Here is a 22,308-nt window from a genome sequence, read left to right on the forward strand (position 1 = left end):
CGGCGGGGGATGAGCGCTTTCTCCGACCTGGGACGCCACCCCGGCTGGCCGGTCCGGCTGGGGCCTGTCGAGGTGCGCGCGGGAACCGTGACCCTGCGCGGACCCAGGCTGTTCGACGGCGGCAAGTGGTCCCGGCTGCGCATCCGCGACCGCGACTACCTGGAGCGCTGGGAACCCACGGCCCAAGAGGGCTGGAACGAGCGCAACGCGACGCTCTCGTGGCCCGCCCAGTGGTCGTCGCTGCGCGCCATGGCCCGGCGCGGCAGCACGCTGCCGTTCATGATCCTGGTGGACGGCGAGGTCGCCGGTCAGATCACCGTCGGCAACATCGTGCGCGGCTCACTGCTGTCCGCATGGATCGGCTACTGGGTAGCCGCTGATCGGGCGGGCGGCGGCGTCGCAACGGCCGCCGTGGCGTTGCTCACCGATCACGCTTTCCGCGACGCTGGTCTGCACCGCCTAGAAGCCACCGTGCGACCCGAGAACGGCGCCTCGATCCGCGTGCTCACGAAATCCGGATATCGCGAGGAAGGCCTCTTCAAGCGTTATCTGGATGTTGCCGGACAGTGGCGCGACCACCTCTGCTTCGCGCTCACCTCCGAAGAGGTCCCGGATGGCCTAGTGCGCCGTTTGGTCGCACGCGGAGAGGCCCGTCTTCCCTGACGTTTGCGTCCGTTTGTTCTAATCGCTTCACCCAAAAGTGGGTGATACACCACACTTTGGTACGCACCGAGTTCGGCGAGCCTCCGACACAGGTGTGACTGTTGTGACTAGCGTGGTGAAAGCACCACGCGTGGGCCGGGGGAGGTGAACGGGGAATGCCGAGTTCGCTGATCATCGTTGCGCTGGTCGTCGCATGGCTGGTGGTCCTCGTCCCCATGATGGCCCGCAAGCGCCAGGAGAGTGCGCGCAGCGTGGGGGAGGAGTACGACGCCATGCCCGACGCCGAGTACGACGACATCCACGACATCGACGACGACTACTTCGACGAGGAGGAGTACGTCGAACGCCCCTTCCGGCGTGGCCGTGGTGGCTACGACCCGGAAAGCGCGGCCCTGGTCGCCCAGGCCAAGTACGCGTTCCGACGCAGAGTCGTCGCGTTCCTGCTGGTCGCCGCAGTGGCATCGGCCGTCGTGGCAGGCGTGTTCTACACGCCGCTCTGGTACGGCCACGCCGCACTCGACCTGCTGATCGTGGGCTACCTGACGTACCTGCGCCGGCAGGTGCGGATCGAGGAGGAGATCCGCGCACGCCGGCTCGCCCGCCTGCAGCAGGTCCGCCGCCGCCGAGCGACGGGTCCGCAACCTCAGCAGGCCGAGGACACGCCCGCGTCCGTGCCGGCACAGGCCGCGGCGGCCGACGTCGAGACGACCCAGGTCGAGGTCGTCGAGGACAGGCCGGCGCTGCCACCGTTGCCGCGCTTCGAACACCACGTGCGACCGGGCACCATTCCGGTCGACTCCGACGACGAGGACCCGGTCTTCGTCGAGTTAGAGGGACTGGAGTCGCTGCGGTACCGAGGTGCCGTCGGGGCGTAGGAGGGGGTGGTGAAACACCCCTTCCGGCCCTGCTATAGTTCTCTCGTAACAACGCAAGGGGCTGTAGCACAGTTGGTAGCGCGTCTCGTTCGCATCGAGAAGGTCAGGGGTTCGATTCCCCTCAGCTCCACGTAACGAAGAGGACCGGCGGTCATGACGACCGCCGGTCCTCTTCGTTTTGTCGATCTGTCCGATGTGGATGTACTGCGTTGGAACGCATCGGCAGGTGAATGCGCCGTCCGAGTGACGCCGGTAACACTGTGCGGGAGGCGCTGCGATGCACCGGCCATGACCGCCCACAAGCGTGTGATTGCCGCGATGTCTCTGCTCATGGTGTCCGCGATCAGCGCGTGTGGCACGGAAGCGCCTACGCGTCTCGCTGCTTCCGCGTCCTCGACCGCGACGACAACGACGACAACCACCACGACGACTCCGCCGCCGGTGACGGTGGCGTCGATCGTGGACGGTCGCACGGTGATCCTGTCCAACGGCACCAAGGTTCTGCTGTCCGGGCTCGCTCAACCGGGCGCGTGCTGGGCTGCGGCATCAGTCGAGTTCGCGACGAAGACGTTGGTGGGCAAGGCGGTCAAGGTCGCGGGCGCGCAACTGCTGCTGGCCGACGGTCAGAACTACGCGGTTCTCGCTGTGGGACAAGGTGTTGCGCGGGCGGTGGCCGGGGCGGACGCGGCGATCTCGCTGGCGGAGGCGACCGCCAAGCAGGCGTCGCTCGGGTTCTGGGGTCCGTCGTGCGGCGGGCTCGACGTTAAGCCGGTGCCTGTGGTGCCTCAGCCGCAACCCGTTGTGCCGCAACCGCAGCCGCAACCTGAGCCCGCGCCCGCACCGCCGGCGCCCGCTCCCGCGTATTACGCGAATTGTGCGGCGGCGAAGGCGGCCGGTGCTGCGCCGTTGTACCGCGGTCAGCCGGGTTACAGGTCCGCGCTCGACCGCGACAACGACGGTGTCGCCTGCGAATAGGGTTTGTCGCCGCCGGATATCTTTGGCGCGTGAACAACCTTGGGGGATTCAAAGCGGTATTCGCGGTGGCGGTGGCATTGGTCGCCGTCAGTTGCGCGTCAGCGGGGGATCAGCAGTCGTCCGCGCAGGAGAAGTACTTCGACGTGACGGGTTGGGGAAAGTTGAAGCCCGGCATGTCCAAGCAGGAAGCGCTTGCCACCGGTGATCTCGCCGCGACGGGGGCGGGGAAGTTCAGCACGTGCGAGGACTACCGGTACCAGGGCGCGCCGACGCCGGATGCGACGCAACTCGCGGCGGAGGCTGAGGCCGAGAAGCAGTACGAGGCCGCGCAGAAGGCCGCGGACGACGCTGAGGCCGCGGTGGCGCCGGCGCCGGGGGCCAACGCGGGTGCCGCGGAGTACGCCGCGCACGCGGAGAAGCTCGCTGCTTCCGCTGAGGTGGGCGCCAAGGCGGCTCAGTTGACTGCGGAGTCCACGGAGCGCATTGCCAAGCGCGCTGAGGCGCGGGAGGCCAACGGTGGTGTGTTGTTCGCCGGGGACCAGATTCGGATGATCGTGCCGCCTCCGGGTGTCGCGGCGGCCAAGGGTGTGGGCAAGGGGGCCACGATCGACCAGGTCAAGGCGGCCTACCCGAACGCCACCGGGAAGGACGACAAGTCCTTGGAGGTGCCGGTGCCCGGCCAGCAGGGCACGGTGCTGAGCTTCCACTTCACCGACGGGAAGCTCGGGACGTTCCTGTTGTTCAACGGCGAGGCCAAGTGCAGCTGACCTGATCGGGCCGTCCGCCGTAATGCGGGCGGCCCTTTCGTCTATACATGGGCCGTAAGCCACCGCTTCCGAAAGGCTGTGCCCATGAGCGACGCGCCGCAGGACAAAGTGACGGTCCTGTCCGCTGAGGCCCTTGCCCAGTTGAAGTCGTTTCCGCTGCACGGCGACGAGCGGCTGCAGAACAAGCTGCTGTGGAAGTCCCCCAACGGTGACACGATCGTCGGCCTCATTCAGATGGCACCGGGTGCGCGCGACGTCGGCCACAACCACCCGTCGGCGACGCAGCACACGTGGGTCATCAACGGCACGGTGAGCATCGGTGGTGTTGAGGCCGGCGAGGGCTCTTATGCGTTCGTGCCGCCGGGTGTCGACCACGAGACCGTTGCGGGTGATGAGCCGGTGACGATGTTCTACATCTACCAGCCGTTCGGGCCGGAGCACGACCACGATCACCACGACCACTGACAGGTGCCGGCCAGGTGCCCAACGGGACTCGAAGTCCGGTCCAGGCCGGAAGTCCAGGGGAATTCCCAGTTGCCCGGACTGGATCTGTCATGCTGTGAACAACTGAGCACGGTCGGTGACCATCGGCGTCGCCATCATCGGCCCATGCAGTTCTTGCGCAGGGCAGTGGCGTTGGTGGCGGCCGGGGCGTTCCTGGGGAGCGGCGTCGCGCACGCGGACTCCCCGTTCTTCGAGGTCCAGAGTCTTGACGGGCGCGGCAACAACCGCGCCCACCCCGAGTGGGGGATCGTCGGCGAGGGGTACTCCCGGCTCGCTCCGCCGAGGTACGCGGACGGGGCCGGGCAGCCGGTGGCCGGGCCGAACGCGCGCTACGTCAGCAACCGGATCTTCGCGGAGGGCGGGGAGCGGTACCTCTCCGAACGGCACGTCAGCCAGTGGGCGCAGGTGTGGGCGCAGTTCATGGACCACACGTTCGGGCTGCGCGAGGACACCAACGTCGACGCCTCGATCCCGTGGGACAACGAGGCGCTGCTGGAGACCGTGCGCAACGACCTGCTGTCCACGCCCATGCGGCGCAGCGGCGAGGTGCCGGGGTCGAACCCGCGCGAGCAGAAGAACATCGTCAGCTCCTACCTCGACGGCTGGGCGGTCTACGGCGGCACCGAGGAACGGCTCGCGTGGCTGCGCGACGGTGCGAAGCTGTTGCTGCCCAACAACCTGCTGCCACGTCGTGACGCCCGCGGCAACTCGGAGACCGCGCCGCCGATGACCGGTCCGTTCGGCGCGATCACCAGCGGCCCCGGTGTCGTCACCGGTGACATGCGCGGCATGGAGAACGGCACCATCACCGCCGTGCAGACGCTGTTCGCCCGCGAGCACAACAGGATCGTCGACAGGCTGCCCGCGCACCTGTCCGACGAGGAGAAGTTCCAGATCGCGCGCAAGGTCGTGAGCGCCGAGCAGCAGTGGATCACCTACCAGGAGTTCCTGCCGGCGATGGGCGTGCGGCTCGCGCCCTACCGCGGCTACAACTCGTCCGTGCGAACGAGTCTGGCGAACGAGTTCGCGACCATCGGCTACCGCTCACACAGCATGGTGCGCGGTGACCTGTCCGTCGTCACGCAGGCGGCTCGCTACTCCGAAGCGCAGCTGAAGACGTTGCGCGACAAGGGGTTCACCGTGACGATCACCGGCGCGCAGGCGGAGATCAAGGTGCCGCCGCAGCTGCTGCCGTTCAACCCGGACCTGGTCGACGACGTGCAGCTCGGCCCGCTGTTGCAGAGCTTCGGCCGGCAGGACGAGGGCCTCAACGACGAGCTGATCGACGAGACCACGTTGCGCAGCATCGTCTTCGTCATCCCCGGCTGCCAGCCGCGCTGCCTGACCGCGGTGATCGACGTGTCCGCGCTGGACGTGCAACGCGGCCGCGACCACGGCATCGCCTCGTACAACGACGTGCGCCGTGCGTACGGGCTGGCGCCGAAGCCGTCGTTCAGGGCGATCTCCGGCGAGGCCACCGAGTCGTTCCCCGCCGACCCGGAACTCACGCCCGGCGCCGAGATCGACGACCCCGACAGCCTCGACTGGCTCAGCCCCGGCCAGCGGCGCACGACCCTCGCGGCCAGGATGAAGGCGATCTACGGCGACATCGGCGGCCTGGACGCGATCGTCGGCATGATGGCGGAGCCGCGCCTGCCCGGCAGCGAGTTCGGCGAGCTCCAGCAGGCCATCTGGAAGAAGCAGTTCGAGGCACTGCGCGACGGCGACCGCTTCTTCCACGCCAACGACCCGGCGCTGCGGACGATCAAGGCGCGCTACGGCATCGACCACCGCCGGACCCTCGGCGACATCATCGCGGCGAACACCGACGTGCGCCGCGGCGACCTGGCGTACAACGTGTTTCGCACTCACCCATCTGTGGGGTGAAGTTGGGTGAGGAACGCGGCGACCACACATAACTTTTCGGCATGAGATCTGTGGTCGCCGCGTTATTACTCGTGGCCGTCACCTCCGGTGGAGCAGCGGCGTCGGCCGTGCCCCCAACCGCGAGGTGCGCGGCCGCCCGCCCCGTCGTCTCCACCACGGAGACAGCTGTAGAAGCACGCGTTCTCACCGGCTGCACGGCCGGTGAGCTCGTCGTCTTCCGCGCCACCTTCGTCGCCCGCGCTTACGGCACCTCCTGCACCGCGGTCTCCTCGGAACTGGAAGCGGACCCCGCGGACGTCCCGCAGTGGATCCGCGCCCGCCTGGAACTGGCCTGCGCACCCGGCGAGAAGGGCCTGCTCGGCTCGCAGATCACGGTCGAGATGTACGACGCCAAGGACGCCCGCGTCGGCGCGTACAGCCTCGGTGACTCCGTCAAGGAGAAGAACCCGGCCGCGCGGCACCTGTGGACCGTCGACTTCCTCGCGGGCCTCGGTGACCTGCCGGTGGCGGCGGACCCGGCGGTGAAGTCGTCGAGCGGGTCGGCGGGCGAGGGCAGCTCGCGGGCGCAGGCGGACCACGAGGTCTACGACGGCTGAACCCGTCTCGCCACGCGGAAGATCCGGCGGATGCCCGATCGCAGGTACGGATACCGCCGGCACAGCCTCCTCACGGCCGCACGCCTTCGCCACCAGCCGAGCTCCGGGCTGATCAACAGAGCGAACCGCACCAGCTCCGCGGCGTCGGAGGTGTCCCAGGTCGCCGACGTCGCCAGGTCTGCCAGGTGACGGAGCAGGTGTGGGCCGAACACGTCGTCTTCCAGCACGTGGTCCAGGAGCACCGCCACCATGCCGGGATGCTCGGCGCTGAGCGTCACGGACAGCCTGCGAGACTGCTCGTAGAACCCGGTGACCCAGAGCCCGAGTCCCAGCGCGACCCGATGCAGCCCGGTCCTGCGGTACTTCCCCGACGTCCACGACGTCACGGTGTCGAGTGTCATCTCGCGCGTGGCGGGATCCAGAAGCAGCGGCAGCACGCCTGCCACGACCGCGTTCTGGGGCGTGATCTTCGGCGACTTCCCGATCCTGGTGAACATCTCCAGCACGACGCGCGGTGGCCGGTGCGGTGCCGGGGTCGCGTAGACGATGGCGACGGTCCACAGCCGGTAGGCCCGGCCTTCTTCGACCCACTCCCTCATTGCCTGTTCGGCAGGACCCCGCATCCTGGCGTTTTCCGTCAAGCGCACTAGCGCCTGGGCGGCAACCGTCCGGCGACCCAGGTTCTGCTCGGACGCGAGATGTTCGACGAGCGCGAGAGGTTCGCGCGCGGGGACTGTCGTCACGATCGCGTAGATCGCCCGGACGAACGAGTCCCGTGCCTCCTCCGAGGTGTCATCACACATCCAGTCGCGCAGGATGTCCCTCGCGGCCGGGTATTGCTGCCACACGTGGGTGAAGACGGCGGGTGACCAGTCCTGCCGCTCGAAGCGGATCGTCTCCTCCGTCTGGCCGTGGATCGTGGGATGTTCGCGAATCTCCGTGGTCGCGGCGATGTCGCGCAACAGCTTGATCTTCGGTTGTTCCAGCAGGCCACGCGGTCGAAGGTGCTTGTCGATGGGAAGTCCTGCTTCGCGGATCCGTTCGTCCAACTCCCATCCGCGGCGCAGTACGTGCTCGTACGGGTGGTTTTCCAGCAATGCCACCGCGAACGAGTAGGCGTGCCCTCGGACGTCGAGGTTTTCGAACCAACGCGCAACCGCGTCAGTGGCTTCCTCCTGCAGCTGGGTGAGAGCGTCTGCCAGATCGATCTTCTTCTGGTGCACCTGAACCGCGAGGCGAGCGGCGAACATCGCCTTGTCGGGAGTCGCACCCTCCAGGGCCGCGGCGAGGTCGGTTTTCACCATGTGCAACAGCGCTTCGTCCACGTCGTCACGGAGGCGCAATGCGGCCTGCGCCACCTCGACGGGTGCAGGTGCCTCCAGGACGACGGCATGGCTTGCTGCCGCGATCGGTGCGCGGTCCCGGTGGTCCAGCAGAATCACGAGCAGGCATCCGGCTTGTCGCATCACCTGCACGCCGTGGTCGAAGGCCCAGTCCGTGATCGGCCGGTCGTTCGTGCCGCTCACGTCCAGCAAATATCCGGCACCTACGTCCAACTCGGCCCGGCGCAGACGGTCGAGCGGCCGGGCGCGGTTCAGGTACGAGAAGGTGGTGAGGCCGAGTTCGTGATTGAGCAACCGGCGCGCGGCGTGCGTTCGGCCGGTGCCCTTTCCGCACAACACGACCACGTTGCCCGCCCGCAGCGACGCGAGCGCCGAAGCGAAGCCACCCGGCGTGATGAAGTGCTCCTTCGCCTCCCTGATCTCTTCCGGTGAGGCATATCGAGTCCGGAGCTCGGCTTCTGGTTCGGCCTTGGAGCTGCCGTAGAAATGTGCGCCGCCGTTGACCTCTTTGGTCTGCAGGCCGCAGTTGTTGCCGTGGATGACGTTGGGGCCTGGGATGTAGACCGGCTCGTTCGGTGACAGCGGCGCAGCGTCCGTGTCGTTGCTCATGGCCGACTACCTCCGTAGAAGGTCAGGCCGCCGTTGATCGTGTCTGCCTGGATGCCGTTCATGTGGCCGTGCACGATGTTCTGAGTGCGCGCTACAGGATCCGGGGCGGCGGCGCCGCCGGTGAGCGCGGCCAGGCTGCGCGGGTCGAAGCCAGGTACCCGGACCCACGCGTTGTGCCGGTACTCCTTGTGCGAGACGGCGAGTGATGCGAAGTCGCTGCGCCGCGCCACCTGCGTGTGGTCGCCGCTGAACGCCGTGTCCAGTGCTTCGGAAGAGACGATCAACGCGGTGTTCGCGGTGTCCTGGTCACCCTCGTCGTGGCAACGTTTCAGGAGGTTCTTGAACTCCGGGGCGTCGAGCAGCCGGGTGTGGGTGATGCGAGCGCGGTGGAAGCCGTCGTCGCCGACCGGGCCCACGTGCACGGCCACCCGCAGCCGCACTTCAGGCTTGTGCCAGCGGTTGTGATCGATGATGAGCTGGTCGAGGCGCACCGCCGCGTCCAGCACGGCGCCGAGTTGCCCGCTCGGCAGCACCAGCAACGCGCCGTCGCCCGGTGACTCGAGGGAGAGCACGTCGTCCGCCTCGATCCCGCTCTGCGTCAGCGCGGTACCGACCAGCTTCGAGATCGTGCCGGGAACGGCGTTCATCAGGTAGCCGGGCAGTTGGGCCGAACCGATGACGTCGACGCCGAGCAACGTGCGGTGCTCCGGAACGGGATTCACTCGCTGCCTCCATTTTCACCGGGGGACAGCGAGTGTGGTGGCTGGAGCGCGGGTGCTCACCCGGAAAACAGGGGTAAGAAGTGGTCAGTTCATGCCACCCGCGTTGGCAATGAAATGGCCAACGCGGTCCGGGTCAGGCAGCCGATAGCGGAGCCTGCCGGTCTGGAGGAGGCCTTGTTCGCGCAGCGCGTGCAGGAACGGCTCGATGGTCTTCACCGACATCGCGACGGCGTGCGCCAGGTCCTGCTGGCTCACTCCGCGCAGCTCGAGACCGGAGTCGAGCCGCGTGCCGAACTCGCGGGCCCACGACAGCAGGCACATCGCCACCCGTGCGGCACCTGTCCGCATCTGCCGCAACTGGTTCTCGTCGGCGTTGCGCTGCCGTTTGCGCCAGGTCTCGTCGATCAGCCTCCGGACGTCCGGGTCGCCGTCGCGCAGCGACAGGAAGTGGCTGCCCGCGACGTGCCACGCGGCTCCGGCGACGAGCGCGATCACGTGTGCGCTGCGCGGGGCGCTGTTCGTGACACCGATCTCGCCGAGCAGATCGCCCGGCCCGTACAGGCCGGTGATGGGCTCGCGGACCGCGCCGGTCGGCAGCACGACCTTGACCAGGCCCGACTCGATCAACAGCACCTCGTCGCTCGGGGCGCCCGCGGTGATCAGGTGTTCGCCGCGCCGGAACGGGCGCGGCCTCCTGGCGCCGCGTAACACGGCGCGTCCCCGATTGGCCGCCAAGTCATCCATTGGTGCGGACCACGCCGTTGCGCGTGACGCTTCCGGGCCGCGGACCGACATCAATGGAGGTGGCGGTCAACAGGACCGGGCACGGGAACGTTGTAGTGGTCGACAGGGCAACGATCCTCATGGACCTACACCCTGGCAGAGCTGATCACGCTCCGACCAGGGGTGATGAGGGTGAGACGGAGGTGCAACGCGGTGATCATGCAACAGGTTGCTGTGGCGTCAACCGCATACCAATTACGCACCGTAGGCTGTCGGGACGCCTAGGCTGGGGGTGATCGCGGAAGGGGTGGTGTGGGTCGTGGGGCTCGCGGAGTCCTTGCTCACGTGGCTGCACGGCTTCGTGGGCGCGAGTGTCTGCCCCGGTGACTGGGTGTGGACCACCACAGCGCTCGGCGCGGTGCTCGGGTTGTTCCCCACGATCGGGGCGCTGCTGTCCATCGCGGTGCGCCGGATCGTCGGCAACTCCTACGGCGCGGTGACGGGTGCCATCTTCGCCGTGCTCGGCGTGGCGAGCTGCCTCGTGCTGCCCTGGCTGATCATGCGCGGCACCGTGCAGGGGCTGTCCCGGCGCAGCATCCCCGGGTCGGCTTCGCTGGACGAGGTCACGTGCTTCGGTCAGCTGCAGCAGGGCGACTACCTGGTGGACGGCACGCCGTCGATCATCGGTGTGGTCCAGCGTCCTGGTGGCGTGTCGCCCGTGTTCCTGGTCGTCGCCGCCATCACCGTGGTGCTGGCTCTGCTGTGCCTGCTGTTCGTGATGCTGCAGTCGGGGTCGGCGTTCCGGCTCGGGCCCAACTGGCCGCGCCGCGTGTTCTGGCTGCCGTTCCTGGTGCTGCTCGCAGCGACGTCGGCACAGCCAGTGACGCTGGTGGGCCATGTGCTCCTCGGGTTTCTGCCAATTGCGGTAATCGGCTCAATCGTCGTGCGGATTTTCGGGTTGACTACCGCCATGCTCAACCGCCCCGGCCGCGACCGGTCCCAGGACCGGAACTCGCAGAACCCGCCGCCACCGCAGCCGGTGGCGCGCACGCCGCAGTCTCAGGTGCCGCAGAACCACACACCTCAGAAGAAGGCGCCGACCAAGCCGATCACCGCGGCCCAGCACCAGCCTCCTCCGCAGAACCCGCCGCCGTACCAGCCCGCGCAGGTGCCGAAGTACCAGCCGGCGCCGATGAACCGGCCGATGCGCCCGGTCAACCAGCCGCCGCCCCAGTACCCGCCGACCCGCGTCGCCGAGGTCCTGCCACAGCCCAAGCCGCCGCAGCCGTCCCAGCCTGCCGTCCTCGCCGACACGCCGGGCCCGCTGCCGTTCGGACCGGGTGCCGCGAACGCCGAGTCGCCCGCGCCGGTGCAGAAGTCGGGCAAGGTCTGGAACCCCGGCAACGGCAGGTTCCGCCGCGTCCGCCAGCTCGGTTCCGGCGGCTTCGGCACGGTCTGGCTGGCCGTCGACGAACAGCTCGACCGCACGGTGGCCGTGAAGCTCGCGCACGCCCCGGACAACGAGACCGAGGCGCGCATGCTCCGCGAGGCCCGCGCGCTGGCCGCGGTCCGGCACCCCAACTGCGTGCGGGTGTTCGACATCGTCCAGGACCCGGATGGCCTGGCCCTGGTCATGGAGTACATCGAGGGCGCCTCGCTGTCCGAGACGGTCCTGAAGAACGGCCTGATCGACGACAAACTGGCCGCCCGTCTCTGGCTGAACATGGCCGACGCGCTGGCCGCCGCCCACGACCGCGGTGTCCTGCACCGCGACGTGAAGCCGTCCAACGTGATCGTCGACGGCCAGGGCACCGCCCACCTGATCGACTTCGGCATCGCCCGCTCCAAGGGCGACAGCACCCTCACGGCCACCGGCATGATGGTCGGCACCCCGGACTTCCTCGCCCCGGAAACAGCCCGCGGCGAAACGGCGTCCCCGGCGTCCGACTCCTGGCAGCTGGCCGCGACGGTCTCCTACGCGCTGACCGGCCACCCGCCGCGCGGCTCGCGGGAGAACCCGATCTCGTCGCTGATGGCCGCCGCACAGGGCGAGCCGATCACCAAGCTGCCGCAGAACAGCCAGCACGCCAGGCTTCTGCTCGCGGCGATGGACCCGGAACCGGGCCGCCGCCCGACGCTCGCCCAGGTGCGCGGGCAGCTGTCGCAGTACCTCGACCAGGCCGGGATGAGCAAGGAAGGCCCGGTCACGAAGATGATCACCAAGCCGACGCCGCCTCCCACGAGGCACATGCCGATGTAGGCGATCCGGGTGAACACCTCGCACGGCGGTAACGGTTGTTCAGAGTTCAACGACGACAGCGTTGATTCCTGAACGCCAAGCCGCTTTGCGAGGCATCTATGACCGCTGAAGAGAGTTGGCATGCCGCACGCCTGATTCCGACTTCGGGCATCAACGGTGCTGAAGAACAAGAACGACGGGCGACATCGGCATTGCTGGCTGTCATGTCAGCGGTGCGTGAGTTCGGGCGGACGTTGACCCAACCATTGGGAGCGCCCGCCTCCGCGGTGCAGACCTTCATCGAGGTCCCGTTCGAACTCGACGGACGCAAGCTCATTCCGGACGGGTTGATTCGGGTCACCCGCGGGCAGAAGTCGTGGACGGCGTTGGTCGAGGTGAAGACCGGGTCCAACGAACTCCAGGCGGAGCAACTGGAGAACTATCTCGACATAGCGCGAGAGTTCGGCTACGACGCGGTCATCACGATCTCGAACGAGATCTCGCCACTGCCGGGTCAGCACCCGACCTCGGTCGACCGGAAGAAGCTCAAGAAGGTCGCGCTGCATCACTGGTCGTGGAGTGAAGTGCTCTGCGAAGCCGTGATGCAGAAGGAACATCGAGGGGTGGCTGATCCCGAGCAGGCCTGGATCCTCGGCGAGCTGATCAGGTACCTCGAACATCCCAGATCCGGCGCAATGGCGTTCGAGGACATGGGGCAGTCGTGGGTGCCGCTGCGCGAGGCCGTGCAGGCGCGCACCTTGCGGGCCAACGACAAGATCGCACCTGACGTCGTGCTGCGCTTCGAAGCCCTGCTGCGGTTCGCCGGACTGCAGCTCGGCCGACGCCTCGGCACGGAGGTCACTCCTGCCCTGTCGCGCAAGGAACTCACCGAACCGCAGATCCGCCTCTCCCGACAGCTCACGCAGTTGGTGGCCGACGGCAAGCTGTCCGGCGGCATTCGCATTCCTGACACGGTCGGAACGCTGCACATCATGGCCGACCTGCGGGCGAGCAGGGTGATCTGCGGTGTGGACTTGGAAGGGCCCAAGGAAGGGCGTCCGCTGACTCGGATCAACTGGTTGATCCGGCAGTTGAAGAACGCCCCCGATTCGGTTCGGCTTGAGGCCTTCGTCGCGCACGGCAGGGGAGCGGGCGCCTCGGAGTTGCTTGGCGCTGTTCGAGCGAATCCGGCTGTACTGATCGCTGATCCGCAGAAGGAGATTCGCGGATTCCGTGTCGAGATCTCCGTGCCCATGGGTGCGAAGCGCGGTACCGGGCGCGGTTCGTTCATCGACTCGGTCCTGAGTGCGGTCTCGTCGTTCTACGAAGAGATCATGCAGAACCTCAAGCCGTGGGCTGCGATGCCACCGAAGATCAGGGCAGAGGCAGCGTTCGTACCGCCTGCTGACGTTCCGGTGGCGCTCGTGTCGACAGCGCCTTCTTCGCAGGACGGACCAGAACTCGAGGCGCCCGCAGCAGTTCCGGCACAGGAGTTTTCCGCTGACGCGGCGCCGCTGATCTCACACGAGATTCCGGTCGACGCGTAGGCGATCCGGGTGAACGACCGGCAGGGACGTAACGGTGGTCGAGCCGTCGACGACCTAAGCCGTGGTTCACCCGAAAGCCTCGGCATCGCAGGGATGCCTCGCGAGGGGTGGTGAGGCGGTTTCCGCCGATCGCCTCACCACTTCGTCTTCCGCGCAAAGGGTCGCAACCGCTTGCGCAGCAGCACGAACAGCCCGGCCGCGCCCACCACCACGAGCCCGACGAGCCACACTGGCACCGGCTCGGACTCTGGCTCCGCGGGTGTCACCGCGGCTGCGGGCGCAGGCGTCGCGACGGCCGGTTTGGCGAGTGGCGGTGCGATCTCCTGCCACGGCGACGGGCCCTCCACGGTTCCCTGGACCATCTGCGGGTCCGGCGGCTTGGTCAGGAACGTGCCCGGCACGGTCAGCGACCCCAGCGAGTGGTCCTGGAACATGCCCTGCACGCCGAACACCTCGTAGGAGCCGGCCGGCAGCGTGAACGTCACGGCGTAGTGCGCGGGCTGGCCGAGCGGCACGCCGACGAAGATCCGATCGTCGGAACCGGTGCGGAACCGCAGTCCGGTCTTGCCGAGATCGCCGGAGAACGGGTGGGTGCCGTGCTGGAGCACCCAGTAGCCGACCGTGTGGGTCGTGGAGGCCTGGATCGACGGCACCGGGTCGAGGTACGTGACCGCCCAGCCGCCCGCCACCGCGGAGGGTGCGCTGATCAGCAGGAACGCGCATGCCAAGGCGAGAATTCTCATGGCACGGATACACCGGGAACCGAAGTGAGGTTCCCGGTGTAGGAAAGGCATCACGGACGAAGCGGTGGCACGGGCGATCGCAGGTGACCAGGCGGCCTACGGCGAGCTGGTCGCCCGGTACACCGCGCTCGCGCACCGGACGGCCTACCTGCTCGGCGCGGGTGCGGACGCCGGCGACGTGGTGCAGGAGGCGTTCGTGAAGGCGTATCGGAAGCTCGACACGTTCAGGACAGACGCCGACTTCAAGCCGTGGTTGCTCAAGATCGTGGCCAACGAGACCAAGAACCTGCACCGCGGCAGACGGCGTCGCAACCTGATGGAGCTCAAGCTCGCCACCATCACGGAGACCGTCGACCACAACGACCCGGGCACGCTCGTGGACGACTCCCGCGCCAAGCTCCTGAAAGCCGTGCAAAGCCTTCCTGAGCACGACCGCCAGATAGTCACGTGCCGGTACCTGCTGGACCTGAGCGAGGCCGAGACCGCGCAGACCCTGAACCTGGCCAAGGGAACCGTGAAGTCACGGCTGTCCCGCGCGCTGGCGAAACTGCGTCCGATGCTGGAGGAGGTGGCCCATGATCGATGACCAGACCGAGGCCGCCCTCCGCGACCTCGGCCGGCAGATCCACGTACCGGAGCCGCCGGACCTCACCGCGAGTGTGCTGACCCGGATCAACGCTCCGCGCCGCGGAAACCGTTGGCTGGCAGCGCTGGTAGCGGCCGTCACGGCGTTCGCGATCGCCTTCGCGGTGTCCCCGGCGGTGCGGGCGGGCGTCCAGAACCTGCTGGAGTTCGCCGGCGTCGAGTTCCGCACCGAGGCACCGCAGAGCATCGCGCATCCGTTGCCCAGCCAGGAGGTCTCGCTCGACGAAGCGAAGAAGCAGATGCCGTTCGAGATCCACCTGCCGGCAGAACTCGGCGAACCGGACAAGATCACCGTCCACGAAGGACGGTTCGTCACGCTGCACTACGGCAGCCTGAGGCTCGACCAGTTCGACGGCACGATCCAGTCGACGGTCGGCAAGCTCGTCCACAGCGAGGGCGTCGAGCAGATCAACGACAAGATCTGGATCCCGTACCCGCACGTGTTCTTCTACATCGACCGCAACGGCCAGTGGCACACCGAGGAACCACGCGGCCAAGCCGGGCAAACCCTGCTCTGGCAACGAGATCAGGTCACCATGCGGCTCGAGGGCGAACTCACGAAGGAAAGAGCGCTGAAGATCAGCGAGAGCTGAGCGCCTTCTCGACCATCGGCGTCAGCGTGCGGCTGTAGTCGCTGTTGACGTGGTCACCGTCGTAGTAGACCGCCACGTTCCCGATCACGCCGTAGCAGAGCTTCTCGTCGCAGAAGTAGTCGGTGAGATCGATCAGCGACACCCGAGGGTTGCGCGTCGACTTCACCACCTCGCCCAACGGGTCCGGTGGCTGCGCCCGGCCACGGGGAATCGCGCACGCCTGCGGGTTCGACCGGTTCAGCAGCACGCAACTGGTCGACCGGACGTCCCGGTTGTACGGCGGGTCCGCGAACACGAACACGCGCGTGCCCGCCTCGGTCCACTTCTGCCACCACGGTTCGATGCCCTCGCGGTACTGCTCGGTCTGGGTGCGGCCGCTGCCGTCGTCCACGAACTCCTGGCGGGAGAAGAACGACATCAGCACCATCGACGGCTTGTCGTTGGTGATGGCGGGGAACATCTGCGTCGTCCAGTCCCGGCAGCGCAGGATGTCGCGCGGGCCCGCCGCGCTGCGGTAGCCGGTGAACTTGACGTCGGCGAACGGGCAGCCGCCCAGGATGCCGATCTTGAGCAGCCACTTCTCCTTGCGCGCGATCTCGAACACCGGCGTCTGCCACTGCTCGGCGTGCGAGTCGCCGAGCAGCCACACGGTCTGGGTGGGCTCGGCGTCGCCGCTGAAGTCGCACACCTTGACCGTGGCCTTGTTGTCGACCTTGAAGTAGTCGGTCTCCTCGCACTCCGGCGCGAGCCGCCAGTACTCGTTCGCCGGGCCCATCTCGGGGACGCGGGCAGGGCCGAACGGGTCGGGGCAGCCGTTGGAGCCGACCATCGCGCCGGCGCCGTGGCAGGCGTCGCCCTTGCCCTGCTGGACGTTCTGCTCGGCCAGCGCGACCTGCTTGTAGTAGTTCGCCTGCAGGCCGCCCGCGAGCAGCTCGACGACCAGCAGGCCGGCGATCATCGCCCCGAACGTCAGCTTCGTGTTGCGGACCAGCGGCGCGAACGTGCGAGCGCGGTCCTCGACGAGCACCTTCGTCAGCCAGGCCAACGCGAACGACAGCGCCAGCAGCCACAGCAACCACGCCGTGGTGAGCTCGCCCTTGTCCAGCGCGCCGCCCAGTGCGAACGGCGCGAGGATCACGATCGGCCAGTGCCACAGGTACAGCGAATAACTGATGTTGCCCACGAACTGCACGGGCTGAGAGGCCGTCACGACGGTGTGCCACTGAGGACCGGGACGCAGGCCGGAGGCGATCACCAGCGCCGTGCCGACGGTCGGGATCAGCGCGAGGGAGCCGGGGAACGGCGTGGTGTGGTCGAAGACGAACGCCGGCACCAGGATCATTGCGAAGCCCAGGCCCGACGCCACCTCGGCCGCCACCCGCGGCAGCACCAGCTTCGACGCGGTCAGCGCCACGAACGCACCGAGCGCGAACTCCCACACCCTGACGAAGGTGTTGAAGTACGCCGCGCTGGGGGACAGCGCCGTGAAGACGACGCTGAAGATCAGCGACAGCACGCCGACCCCCGCGACACCCGGCACCAGCCAGCGCCGGTTGCCGCCCAACGCGACCAGGCCGATCAGCAGCAACGGCCAGAACAGGTAGAACTGCTCCTCGACCGACAACGACCAGTAGTGCTGGACCACGCTCGCGGCCTCGTTCGCCGCGGAGTAGTTCACCGACTTGGCCGCGAGCAGCCAGTTCTCCCAGTAGAACGCGGAGGCGAACGTCTCCCACGCGGTGGCCGTCCAGCGCGGGTACGGCAGCAGCGCGCCAGCCACCAGAACCGTCACGGCGAGCACGAGGAACGCCGCGGGCAGCAGCCGCCGGATGCGCCGCGCGTAGAACGTGCCGAGCCGGACCTTGCCGGTCCTGGCGATCTCACGGCCCAGGTGCGAGGTGATCAGGTAGCCGGAGATGACGAAGAAGACGTCGACCCCGATGTAACCGCCGGTCATCGCGTTCGGCCAGAAGTGGTTCACCACCACGGCGAGCACCGCGATCGCCCGCAGGGCCTGGACGTCCGGGCGGAAACCAGGGGATCTGGGGGTCCGACTCCTCGCCGCGAACAGTCGTTTGGCCTGCTCGACGCGTGACTGGACGGTAGTGCTCATGCTTCGGTCGATCCCCCCGTCAGGACGGGGGAATCGTAACTCAGCGCGTCCGCCAAATGGCCTGATGTGGTGAAGGCTGCGTCACCACCCAGGCCATCACGCAGGTCAGCGCCAGCTGGGCAACCAGAGCTGCTGCTGCCACATCTCCGGCGTGATCGGGTTGCCGTTCAGGATCGGCCAGAGCCACACGAAGTTCGCCACGACGATGCCGACGTACAGCGACACGACCAGCAGTCCGGTGCCGCGGCGTTCGGAGCCCGCGGTCCGGCGGCCCAGGATCTCGCCCAGCGCCAGCACGATCATCAGCACCAGGAACGGCGCCATCGGCGTGACGTAGAAGAAGTACATCTGCCGGTCGAGGTTGAGGAACCACGGCAGCAAGCCCGCCAGGTACGCGACCAGGACGCCGGCGTAGCGCCAGTCCAGCCGGCCGATCGAGCGCCAGACCGCCCAGCCGATCACCGGGAACGCGAGCCACCACAGCGCGGGGGTGCCGATCAGCATGATCGCGCCGAGGCACGACGCCGCGCCGCAGCCCGTCACGCCGCTGTCGTAGTAGTAGAGCATCGGACGCAGGCCCATCGGCCACGTCCAGGGCTTCGACTCCCACGGGTGCCGGTTGGTCTCCGAGGTGACCAGCTCGACGTGGAACTTGTAGACGTTCTTCGCGTTGTACCAAAGCGACTGCAGGACGTCCGGGATGTACGAGATGTCCTGGACCTTGCCGCCGACGACGTGCCGGTCGATGCCGGTCTCGCTGGCCATCCACGGGAACCAGGTCGTGATGTACACCAGCACGGGGATCGCGACCAGGCCGCCGAGCGACGGCAGGACGTCCTTGGCGATCGCGCCGAGCCACGGCTCCTCGACCCCGGCCGCGCGCCGGTCCAGCGCGGTCCAGATGACCGTCAGCAGGCCGAACGCGCCGATGTACCAGATGCCCGACCACTTGATGCCGCACGCCAGACCGAGCGACACGCCCGCACCGAAGCGCCACCAGCGGAAGCCCAGCCACGGCCCGAACGCCGAGTTGTTGATGAAGCCCTCGCGCACGGCAACAGCTAGTCGTGCGCGCACCTGTTCGCGGTCGACGACCAGACAACCGAACGCGGCGACGACGAAGAACGCCAGGAAGATGTCGAGCATGCCCATCCGCGACTGGACGTGCGAGACGCCGTCCGCGATGAGCAGCACGCCGGCCAGCGCGCCCAGCAGGTCCGAGCGGGTCAGGCGGCGGGCGATCCGGACGATCAGCAGGATCGTGATCGCGCCCGCGAGTGCGGAGGCGAACCGCCAGCCGATGCCGTCGTAGCCGAAGAGCTCCTGGCCGATCGCCATCAGCTGCTTGGCCAGCGGCGGGTGGACGATCAGCTCGTAACCGGGGTTGTCCTCGTAGCCGCCGTTGCGCAGCACCTGTGCCGTCTGCGGCACGTAGTGCTTCTCGTCGAAGATCGGCGTGCCCTTGTCCGTCGGATACCCGAGGTTCCAGAAGCGGACGAAGGCGCCGACGAGCGTCACGACGATCGTGACGAGCCACCCGCGCATGCGGTCTCCGGACGGCGGCGGGTCGAGTGCCGCGGCACGATCCGTGCGTGGCTCCTCGACGACGACGGGCGCCTCTCCTGGCTGCACGAGGACTGTCACGCCGCCGATCGTAGGGTGAAGCTTGTGAGTCCTGTATCCGGTTCAGGCCGTCTGGTCCTGGCAGCTACCCCTCTCGGGGACATCCGCGACGCTTCCGCGCGCCTGATCGAGGCACTGGAGACCGCCGACGTGATCGCCGCCGAGGACACCCGGCGGTTGCACAGCCTGGCGAACGCGTTGCAGGTCAAACCGTCCGGGCGGGTGATCAGCTTCTACGACCAGAACGAGATCGGCCGCCTGCCGGGACTCCTCGAATCGCTGCACAACGGCCAGACCGTGCTGCTCGTGACGGACGCCGGCATGCCGAGCGTGTCCGACCCCGGCTACCGGCTCGTCGCCGCGTGTGTCGAGCAGGACCTCAAGGTCACCTGCCTGCCCGGCCCGTCCGCCGTGACGACCGCGCTCGCGCTGTCCGGCCTGCCGAGCGACCGGTTCGCGTTCGACGGCTTCCCGCCGCGCAAGTCGGGTGAGCGCAAGCGCTGGTTCGCACCTTTGGCCACCGAACAACGGACGGTCGTCTTCTTCGAGGCACCTCACCGGCTCGCGGAGACGCTCGCGGACGCCGTCGAGGTGCTCGGGCCGGACCGCGGCGCCGCCGTGTGCCGTGAGCTGACCAAGAAGTACGAAGAGGTCGTGCGCGGCACGTTGGCGGAACTCGCCGAGTGGGCCGTGGAGGGCGCACGCGGCGAGATCACCGTCGTCCTCGGTCCCGCACCAGTTCAGGACACGCCGGACCTCGACACGCTGGTCGCCGAGGTGAAGCAGCGCGTCGCCGACGGGGAGCGGATGAAGTCGGCCGCCGCCGAGGTCGCGGAGGCGGCCGGCATCAGCAAGAAGACCCTCTACGACGCCGCGATCAAATCAAGCTGATTCGCGGTTGAACGTGCGGACGCCGTAGAACACGCCGACCAGCACCAGGGCGGACACCGAGACCAGGCCGAGCACCAGCGAACCCGTGTTGAAGATCGACCGCTCGGCGTCGACGACGTGCGCCAGCGGGTTGATCCGCGACAGCCAGTAGAGCCACTGCGGGCCGTTCGACATCGGCAGCAGCACGCCGGAGAGCAGCATCACCGGCACGATCGTCGACGACAGCACGGACGCGAAGACGTACTCCAGCTTCACCTTCAACGCGATCGCGTACGACAGCGAGCCGATGGCGACGCCCAGCAACGCCACCAGCCCGAGCCCGAGCAGGATCTCGCCCGGCGACGCGCGGAACCCGAACAGCATCGCGGCCAGCACGATCAGCAGGCTCTGCACGACGAGCAGCACCACGTCCTTGCCGACCCTGCCGACGAGCAGCGCGACCCGGCTGACCGGCGTGACCCGCAGCCGTTCCATCACGCCCGTCCGCACCTCCGGCAGCAGTGAGAAGCCCGCGTAGGCCGTGCCGAACAACGCCATCTGCACCAGCAGGCCCGGCACGAACCACTGCCAGCCGGTGTCGCCGAGCAACGGGCCGAACAGGCCGAGGTAGAGCAACGGCTGGGCGAGCCCGAACACGATCGCGACCGGGTTGCGCAGCACCGGGAGCATTACCCGGACGAAGACGAGCCAGGTGTCACGCAGCATTGGACTCCTCCCGGAGTGAGCGGCCGGTCATGGTCAGGAAGACGTCGTCCAGCGTCGGCCGGTGGACCTGCACCGAGTGCAGCTCGACGCCGACGTTGTCGAGATCGCGGAGCAGTCCCGGCAGCGCGCGGTCGCCGTTCGGGATCCGGAAGCTGACCTTCTCTTCCTCGACCACGGCGTTCTCGAACTTGCCGGCGACCAGCGAGGCCTGCGGCGTGCCGAGCACGACCAGGTCGCCGGAGACGCGGTGCTTCAGGTCGTCCGGTGAGCCCTCGCCCACGATCGAGCCGTGGTCGATCACCAGCAGCCGGTCGCTGAGGAAGTCGGCCTCGTCCAGGTAGTGCGTGGTCAGGAAGACCGTGACGCCGTCGGCCTTGAGCTGCTTGATGTGGTCCCACAGGTTGCGGCGGCTCTGCGGGTCGAGCGCGGTCGACGGTTCGTCCAGGAACAGCAGCCGCGGGTCGTGCAGCATGCCCATCGCGATGTCGAGCCGGCGCTGCTGGCCTCCCGACAGCGTGACGACTCCGCGCTTCTCGAGGCCTTGCAGATCGAACCGTGCGAGCAGGTCGCCGATCTTCTTGCGGGCGTCGTGTTTGGACAGGCCGTAGAAGCGGGCCTGGAACTCCAGCTCGTCGCCGACCCGCTGGTCGGCGCCCGCGCCGTTCTTCTGGCCGACGTAGCCGATGTTCCTGCGCACTCCGGCCGGGTCGGTGAGCAGGTCGTGCCCGGCGACGATCGCCTCGCCCGCCGTCGGCTGGAGCAGCGTCGTGAGCATGCGCAACGTCGTGGACTTGCCTGCGCCGTTCGGGCCGAGAAACCCGACCAGTTCCCCCTCGGCAACGTCGATGTCGACCCCGCGTACCGCTTCCACCGGGCCTGACCTCGTCGTGAACCGGCGCGCGAGGCCGCGTGCCTTGATCATGACTGAATCCCCTCTAGTCAAGTTTGACTAGAGGCTAGCGGGACTAATCAAGTTTGACTAGTCGGTTAGTTCGTAGGCACCGGCCTCTAGACGTTCGATCAGCTCCCGAGTCCAGCGCACCTGGCCTTCGAGATGGACGAGCCACAGTCGAAAGAGCTCGCTGACGTGCGCGGGCTTGCCCATCTCCGGCATCGACTCGATGCCGTGCCGCGTCGGCGTGAGCTGGCCTTCGAGGCCGGCCAGCCGGCTCTTCAGCATCACGATCGCCTGCTTGCGGGGGACCAGGTTGAGCATCGCCACGCCCGCGGAGACCTCGTCGTTGCCGGCGGCCGGGTCGGCCAGCGCGTGCGCGAGCAGGTCCCGCAGCTCGTGCTCACCGGCCGCGGTGATCTTGTAGGTGGTCCGGGCAGGGCCTTCCTCGGACTCCACGGTGCCCACCGGCTCCAGCAGGCCGTCCTTGGCCAGCGACTTCAGCGCGTGGTAGATCGAGCCCGGTTGCACGTTCGCCCAGGCGTCCGCCGACCACGACTTCAGCTCGCGGCGCACCACGTAACCGTGTGCCTCGCCGACGAGCTTGACCACGCCGAGCACCAGCATCCTGGTCGCGGACAAACCGACCTCCC

21 protein-coding genes and 1 tRNA gene are annotated in these 22,308 nt (G+C 68.0%); 13 read left to right on the plus strand and 9 right to left on the minus strand.

Going from position 1 to position 22,308, the window contains the following annotated elements:
- Positions 1-9 precede the first annotated feature (9 nt).
- The 8 genes from SK803_RS31365 (at position 10) to SK803_RS31400 (ending at position 6,267) form a co-directional block, all read left to right on the plus strand.
- Complete coding sequence (locus SK803_RS31365) at positions 10-663, plus strand: GNAT family N-acetyltransferase (protein ID WP_319969754.1); 654 nt, start codon at positions 10-12, stop codon at positions 661-663.
- A gap of 155 nt (positions 664-818) precedes the next feature.
- On the plus strand, positions 819-1,538 hold the full coding sequence (gene sepX, locus SK803_RS31370) for a divisome protein SepX/GlpR (RefSeq protein WP_319969755.1): 720 nt from the start codon (positions 819-821) through the stop codon (positions 1,536-1,538).
- A 57-nt stretch (positions 1,539-1,595) separates the two neighbouring features.
- Positions 1,596-1,668 (plus strand) — tRNA-Ala (locus tag SK803_RS31375).
- A 188-nt stretch (positions 1,669-1,856) separates the two neighbouring features.
- Positions 1,857-2,513: an excalibur calcium-binding domain-containing protein gene (locus SK803_RS31380; protein WP_319969756.1), complete on the plus strand. Its 657-nt coding sequence runs from the start codon at positions 1,857-1,859 to the stop codon at positions 2,511-2,513.
- A gap of 29 nt (positions 2,514-2,542) precedes the next feature.
- On the plus strand, positions 2,543-3,280 hold the full coding sequence (locus SK803_RS31385; protein ID WP_319969757.1) for a hypothetical protein: 738 nt from the start codon (positions 2,543-2,545) through the stop codon (positions 3,278-3,280).
- Positions 3,281-3,364: 84 nt separating this feature from the next.
- Entirely contained in the window at positions 3,365-3,745 is a 381-nt protein-coding gene (locus SK803_RS31390; RefSeq protein WP_319969758.1) for a cupin domain-containing protein, read from the plus strand.
- Between the two features lie 144 nt (positions 3,746-3,889).
- Complete coding sequence (locus SK803_RS31395; RefSeq protein WP_319969759.1) at positions 3,890-5,671, plus strand: peroxidase family protein; 1,782 nt, start codon at positions 3,890-3,892, stop codon at positions 5,669-5,671.
- A gap of 41 nt (positions 5,672-5,712) precedes the next feature.
- Positions 5,713-6,267: a hypothetical protein gene (locus SK803_RS31400; protein WP_319969760.1), complete on the plus strand. Its 555-nt coding sequence runs from the start codon at positions 5,713-5,715 to the stop codon at positions 6,265-6,267.
- Here SK803_RS31400 and SK803_RS31405 read toward each other — a convergent pair.
- The 3 genes from SK803_RS31405 to SK803_RS31415 all read right to left on the minus strand — a co-directional run bounded on the left by SK803_RS31405 (position 6,255) and on the right by SK803_RS31415 (position 9,685).
- Positions 6,255-8,219, minus strand: coding sequence for a hypothetical protein (locus SK803_RS31405; protein ID WP_319969761.1), 1,965 nt, complete (start codon positions 8,217-8,219; stop codon positions 6,255-6,257). The genes SK803_RS31400 and SK803_RS31405 overlap by 13 nt on opposite strands.
- Positions 8,216-8,941: a hypothetical protein gene (locus SK803_RS31410; RefSeq protein ID WP_319969762.1), complete on the minus strand. Its 726-nt coding sequence runs from the start codon at positions 8,939-8,941 to the stop codon at positions 8,216-8,218. The genes SK803_RS31405 and SK803_RS31410 overlap by 4 nt, the downstream gene beginning before the upstream one ends.
- 84 nt (positions 8,942-9,025) lie before the next feature.
- Positions 9,026-9,685 (minus strand): Crp/Fnr family transcriptional regulator, encoded by a 660-nt coding sequence (locus SK803_RS31415; RefSeq protein ID WP_319969763.1) that lies wholly within the window; start codon positions 9,683-9,685, stop codon positions 9,026-9,028.
- Positions 9,686-9,983: 298 nt separating this feature from the next.
- Here SK803_RS31415 and SK803_RS31420 point away from each other — a divergent pair, with 298 nt between their 5' ends.
- Positions 9,984-11,924, plus strand: coding sequence for a serine/threonine-protein kinase (locus tag SK803_RS31420; protein WP_319969764.1), 1,941 nt, complete (start codon positions 9,984-9,986; stop codon positions 11,922-11,924).
- A 203-nt stretch (positions 11,925-12,127) separates the two neighbouring features.
- Positions 12,128-13,450 carry a hypothetical protein gene (locus SK803_RS31425; RefSeq protein WP_319969765.1) on the plus strand — a complete coding sequence of 441 codons (1,323 nt, stop codon included), beginning with the start codon at positions 12,128-12,130 and terminating at the stop codon, positions 13,448-13,450.
- Positions 13,451-13,584: 134 nt separating this feature from the next.
- Here SK803_RS31425 and SK803_RS31430 read toward each other — a convergent pair whose 3' ends face one another.
- Positions 13,585-14,193 carry a hypothetical protein gene (locus tag SK803_RS31430; protein ID WP_319969766.1) on the minus strand — a complete coding sequence of 203 codons (609 nt, stop codon included), beginning with the start codon at positions 14,191-14,193 and terminating at the stop codon, positions 13,585-13,587.
- Positions 14,194-14,257: 64 nt separating this feature from the next.
- Here SK803_RS31430 and SK803_RS31435 point away from each other — a divergent pair, with 64 nt between their 5' ends.
- Positions 14,258-14,779, plus strand: coding sequence for an RNA polymerase sigma factor (locus tag SK803_RS31435; RefSeq protein ID WP_319969767.1), 522 nt, complete (start codon positions 14,258-14,260; stop codon positions 14,777-14,779).
- The gene (locus SK803_RS31440; protein ID WP_319969768.1) at positions 14,769-15,431 is read left to right on the plus strand and encodes a hypothetical protein; all 663 of its coding nucleotides are present in this window, start codon (positions 14,769-14,771) and stop codon (positions 15,429-15,431) included. Before SK803_RS31435 ends, SK803_RS31440 begins: the two co-directional genes overlap by 11 nt.
- Here SK803_RS31440 and SK803_RS31445 read toward each other — a convergent pair.
- On the minus strand, positions 15,418-17,544 hold the full coding sequence (locus SK803_RS31445; protein WP_319969769.1) for an acyltransferase family protein: 2,127 nt from the start codon (positions 17,542-17,544) through the stop codon (positions 15,418-15,420). The two genes, SK803_RS31440 and SK803_RS31445, sit on opposite strands and share 14 nt — an antisense overlap.
- A 105-nt stretch (positions 17,545-17,649) precedes the next feature.
- Positions 17,650-19,188: a dolichyl-phosphate-mannose--protein mannosyltransferase gene (locus SK803_RS31450; RefSeq protein ID WP_319969770.1), complete on the minus strand. Its 1,539-nt coding sequence runs from the start codon at positions 19,186-19,188 to the stop codon at positions 17,650-17,652.
- Between the two features lie 24 nt (positions 19,189-19,212).
- Between SK803_RS31450 and rsmI the strand changes: the two genes are divergently transcribed.
- Complete coding sequence (gene rsmI / locus SK803_RS31455) at positions 19,213-20,058, plus strand: 16S rRNA (cytidine(1402)-2'-O)-methyltransferase (RefSeq protein ID WP_319969771.1); 846 nt, start codon at positions 19,213-19,215, stop codon at positions 20,056-20,058.
- Here rsmI and SK803_RS31460 read toward each other — a convergent pair.
- From SK803_RS31460 to SK803_RS31470, 3 genes are read right to left on the minus strand one after another with little or no spacing between them, the layout of a single operon-like run.
- The gene (locus SK803_RS31460; RefSeq protein WP_319969772.1) at positions 20,050-20,763 is read right to left on the minus strand and encodes an ABC transporter permease; all 714 of its coding nucleotides are present in this window, start codon (positions 20,761-20,763) and stop codon (positions 20,050-20,052) included. The genes rsmI and SK803_RS31460 overlap by 9 nt on opposite strands.
- Positions 20,753-21,685, minus strand: a complete 933-nt coding sequence (locus SK803_RS31465) for an ATP-binding cassette domain-containing protein (protein ID WP_319969773.1) — start codon at positions 21,683-21,685, stop codon at positions 20,753-20,755. The genes SK803_RS31460 and SK803_RS31465 overlap by 11 nt, the downstream gene beginning before the upstream one ends.
- 57 nt (positions 21,686-21,742) lie before the next feature.
- The gene (locus tag SK803_RS31470; RefSeq protein ID WP_319969774.1) at positions 21,743-22,297 is read right to left on the minus strand and encodes a PadR family transcriptional regulator; all 555 of its coding nucleotides are present in this window, start codon (positions 22,295-22,297) and stop codon (positions 21,743-21,745) included.
- Between the last annotated feature and the right edge of the window lie 11 nt (positions 22,298-22,308).

Source organism: Lentzea miocenica (genome assembly GCF_033949945.1).
GTDB classification, from domain to species: Bacteria; Actinomycetota; Actinomycetes; order Mycobacteriales; family Pseudonocardiaceae; genus Lentzea; species Lentzea miocenica.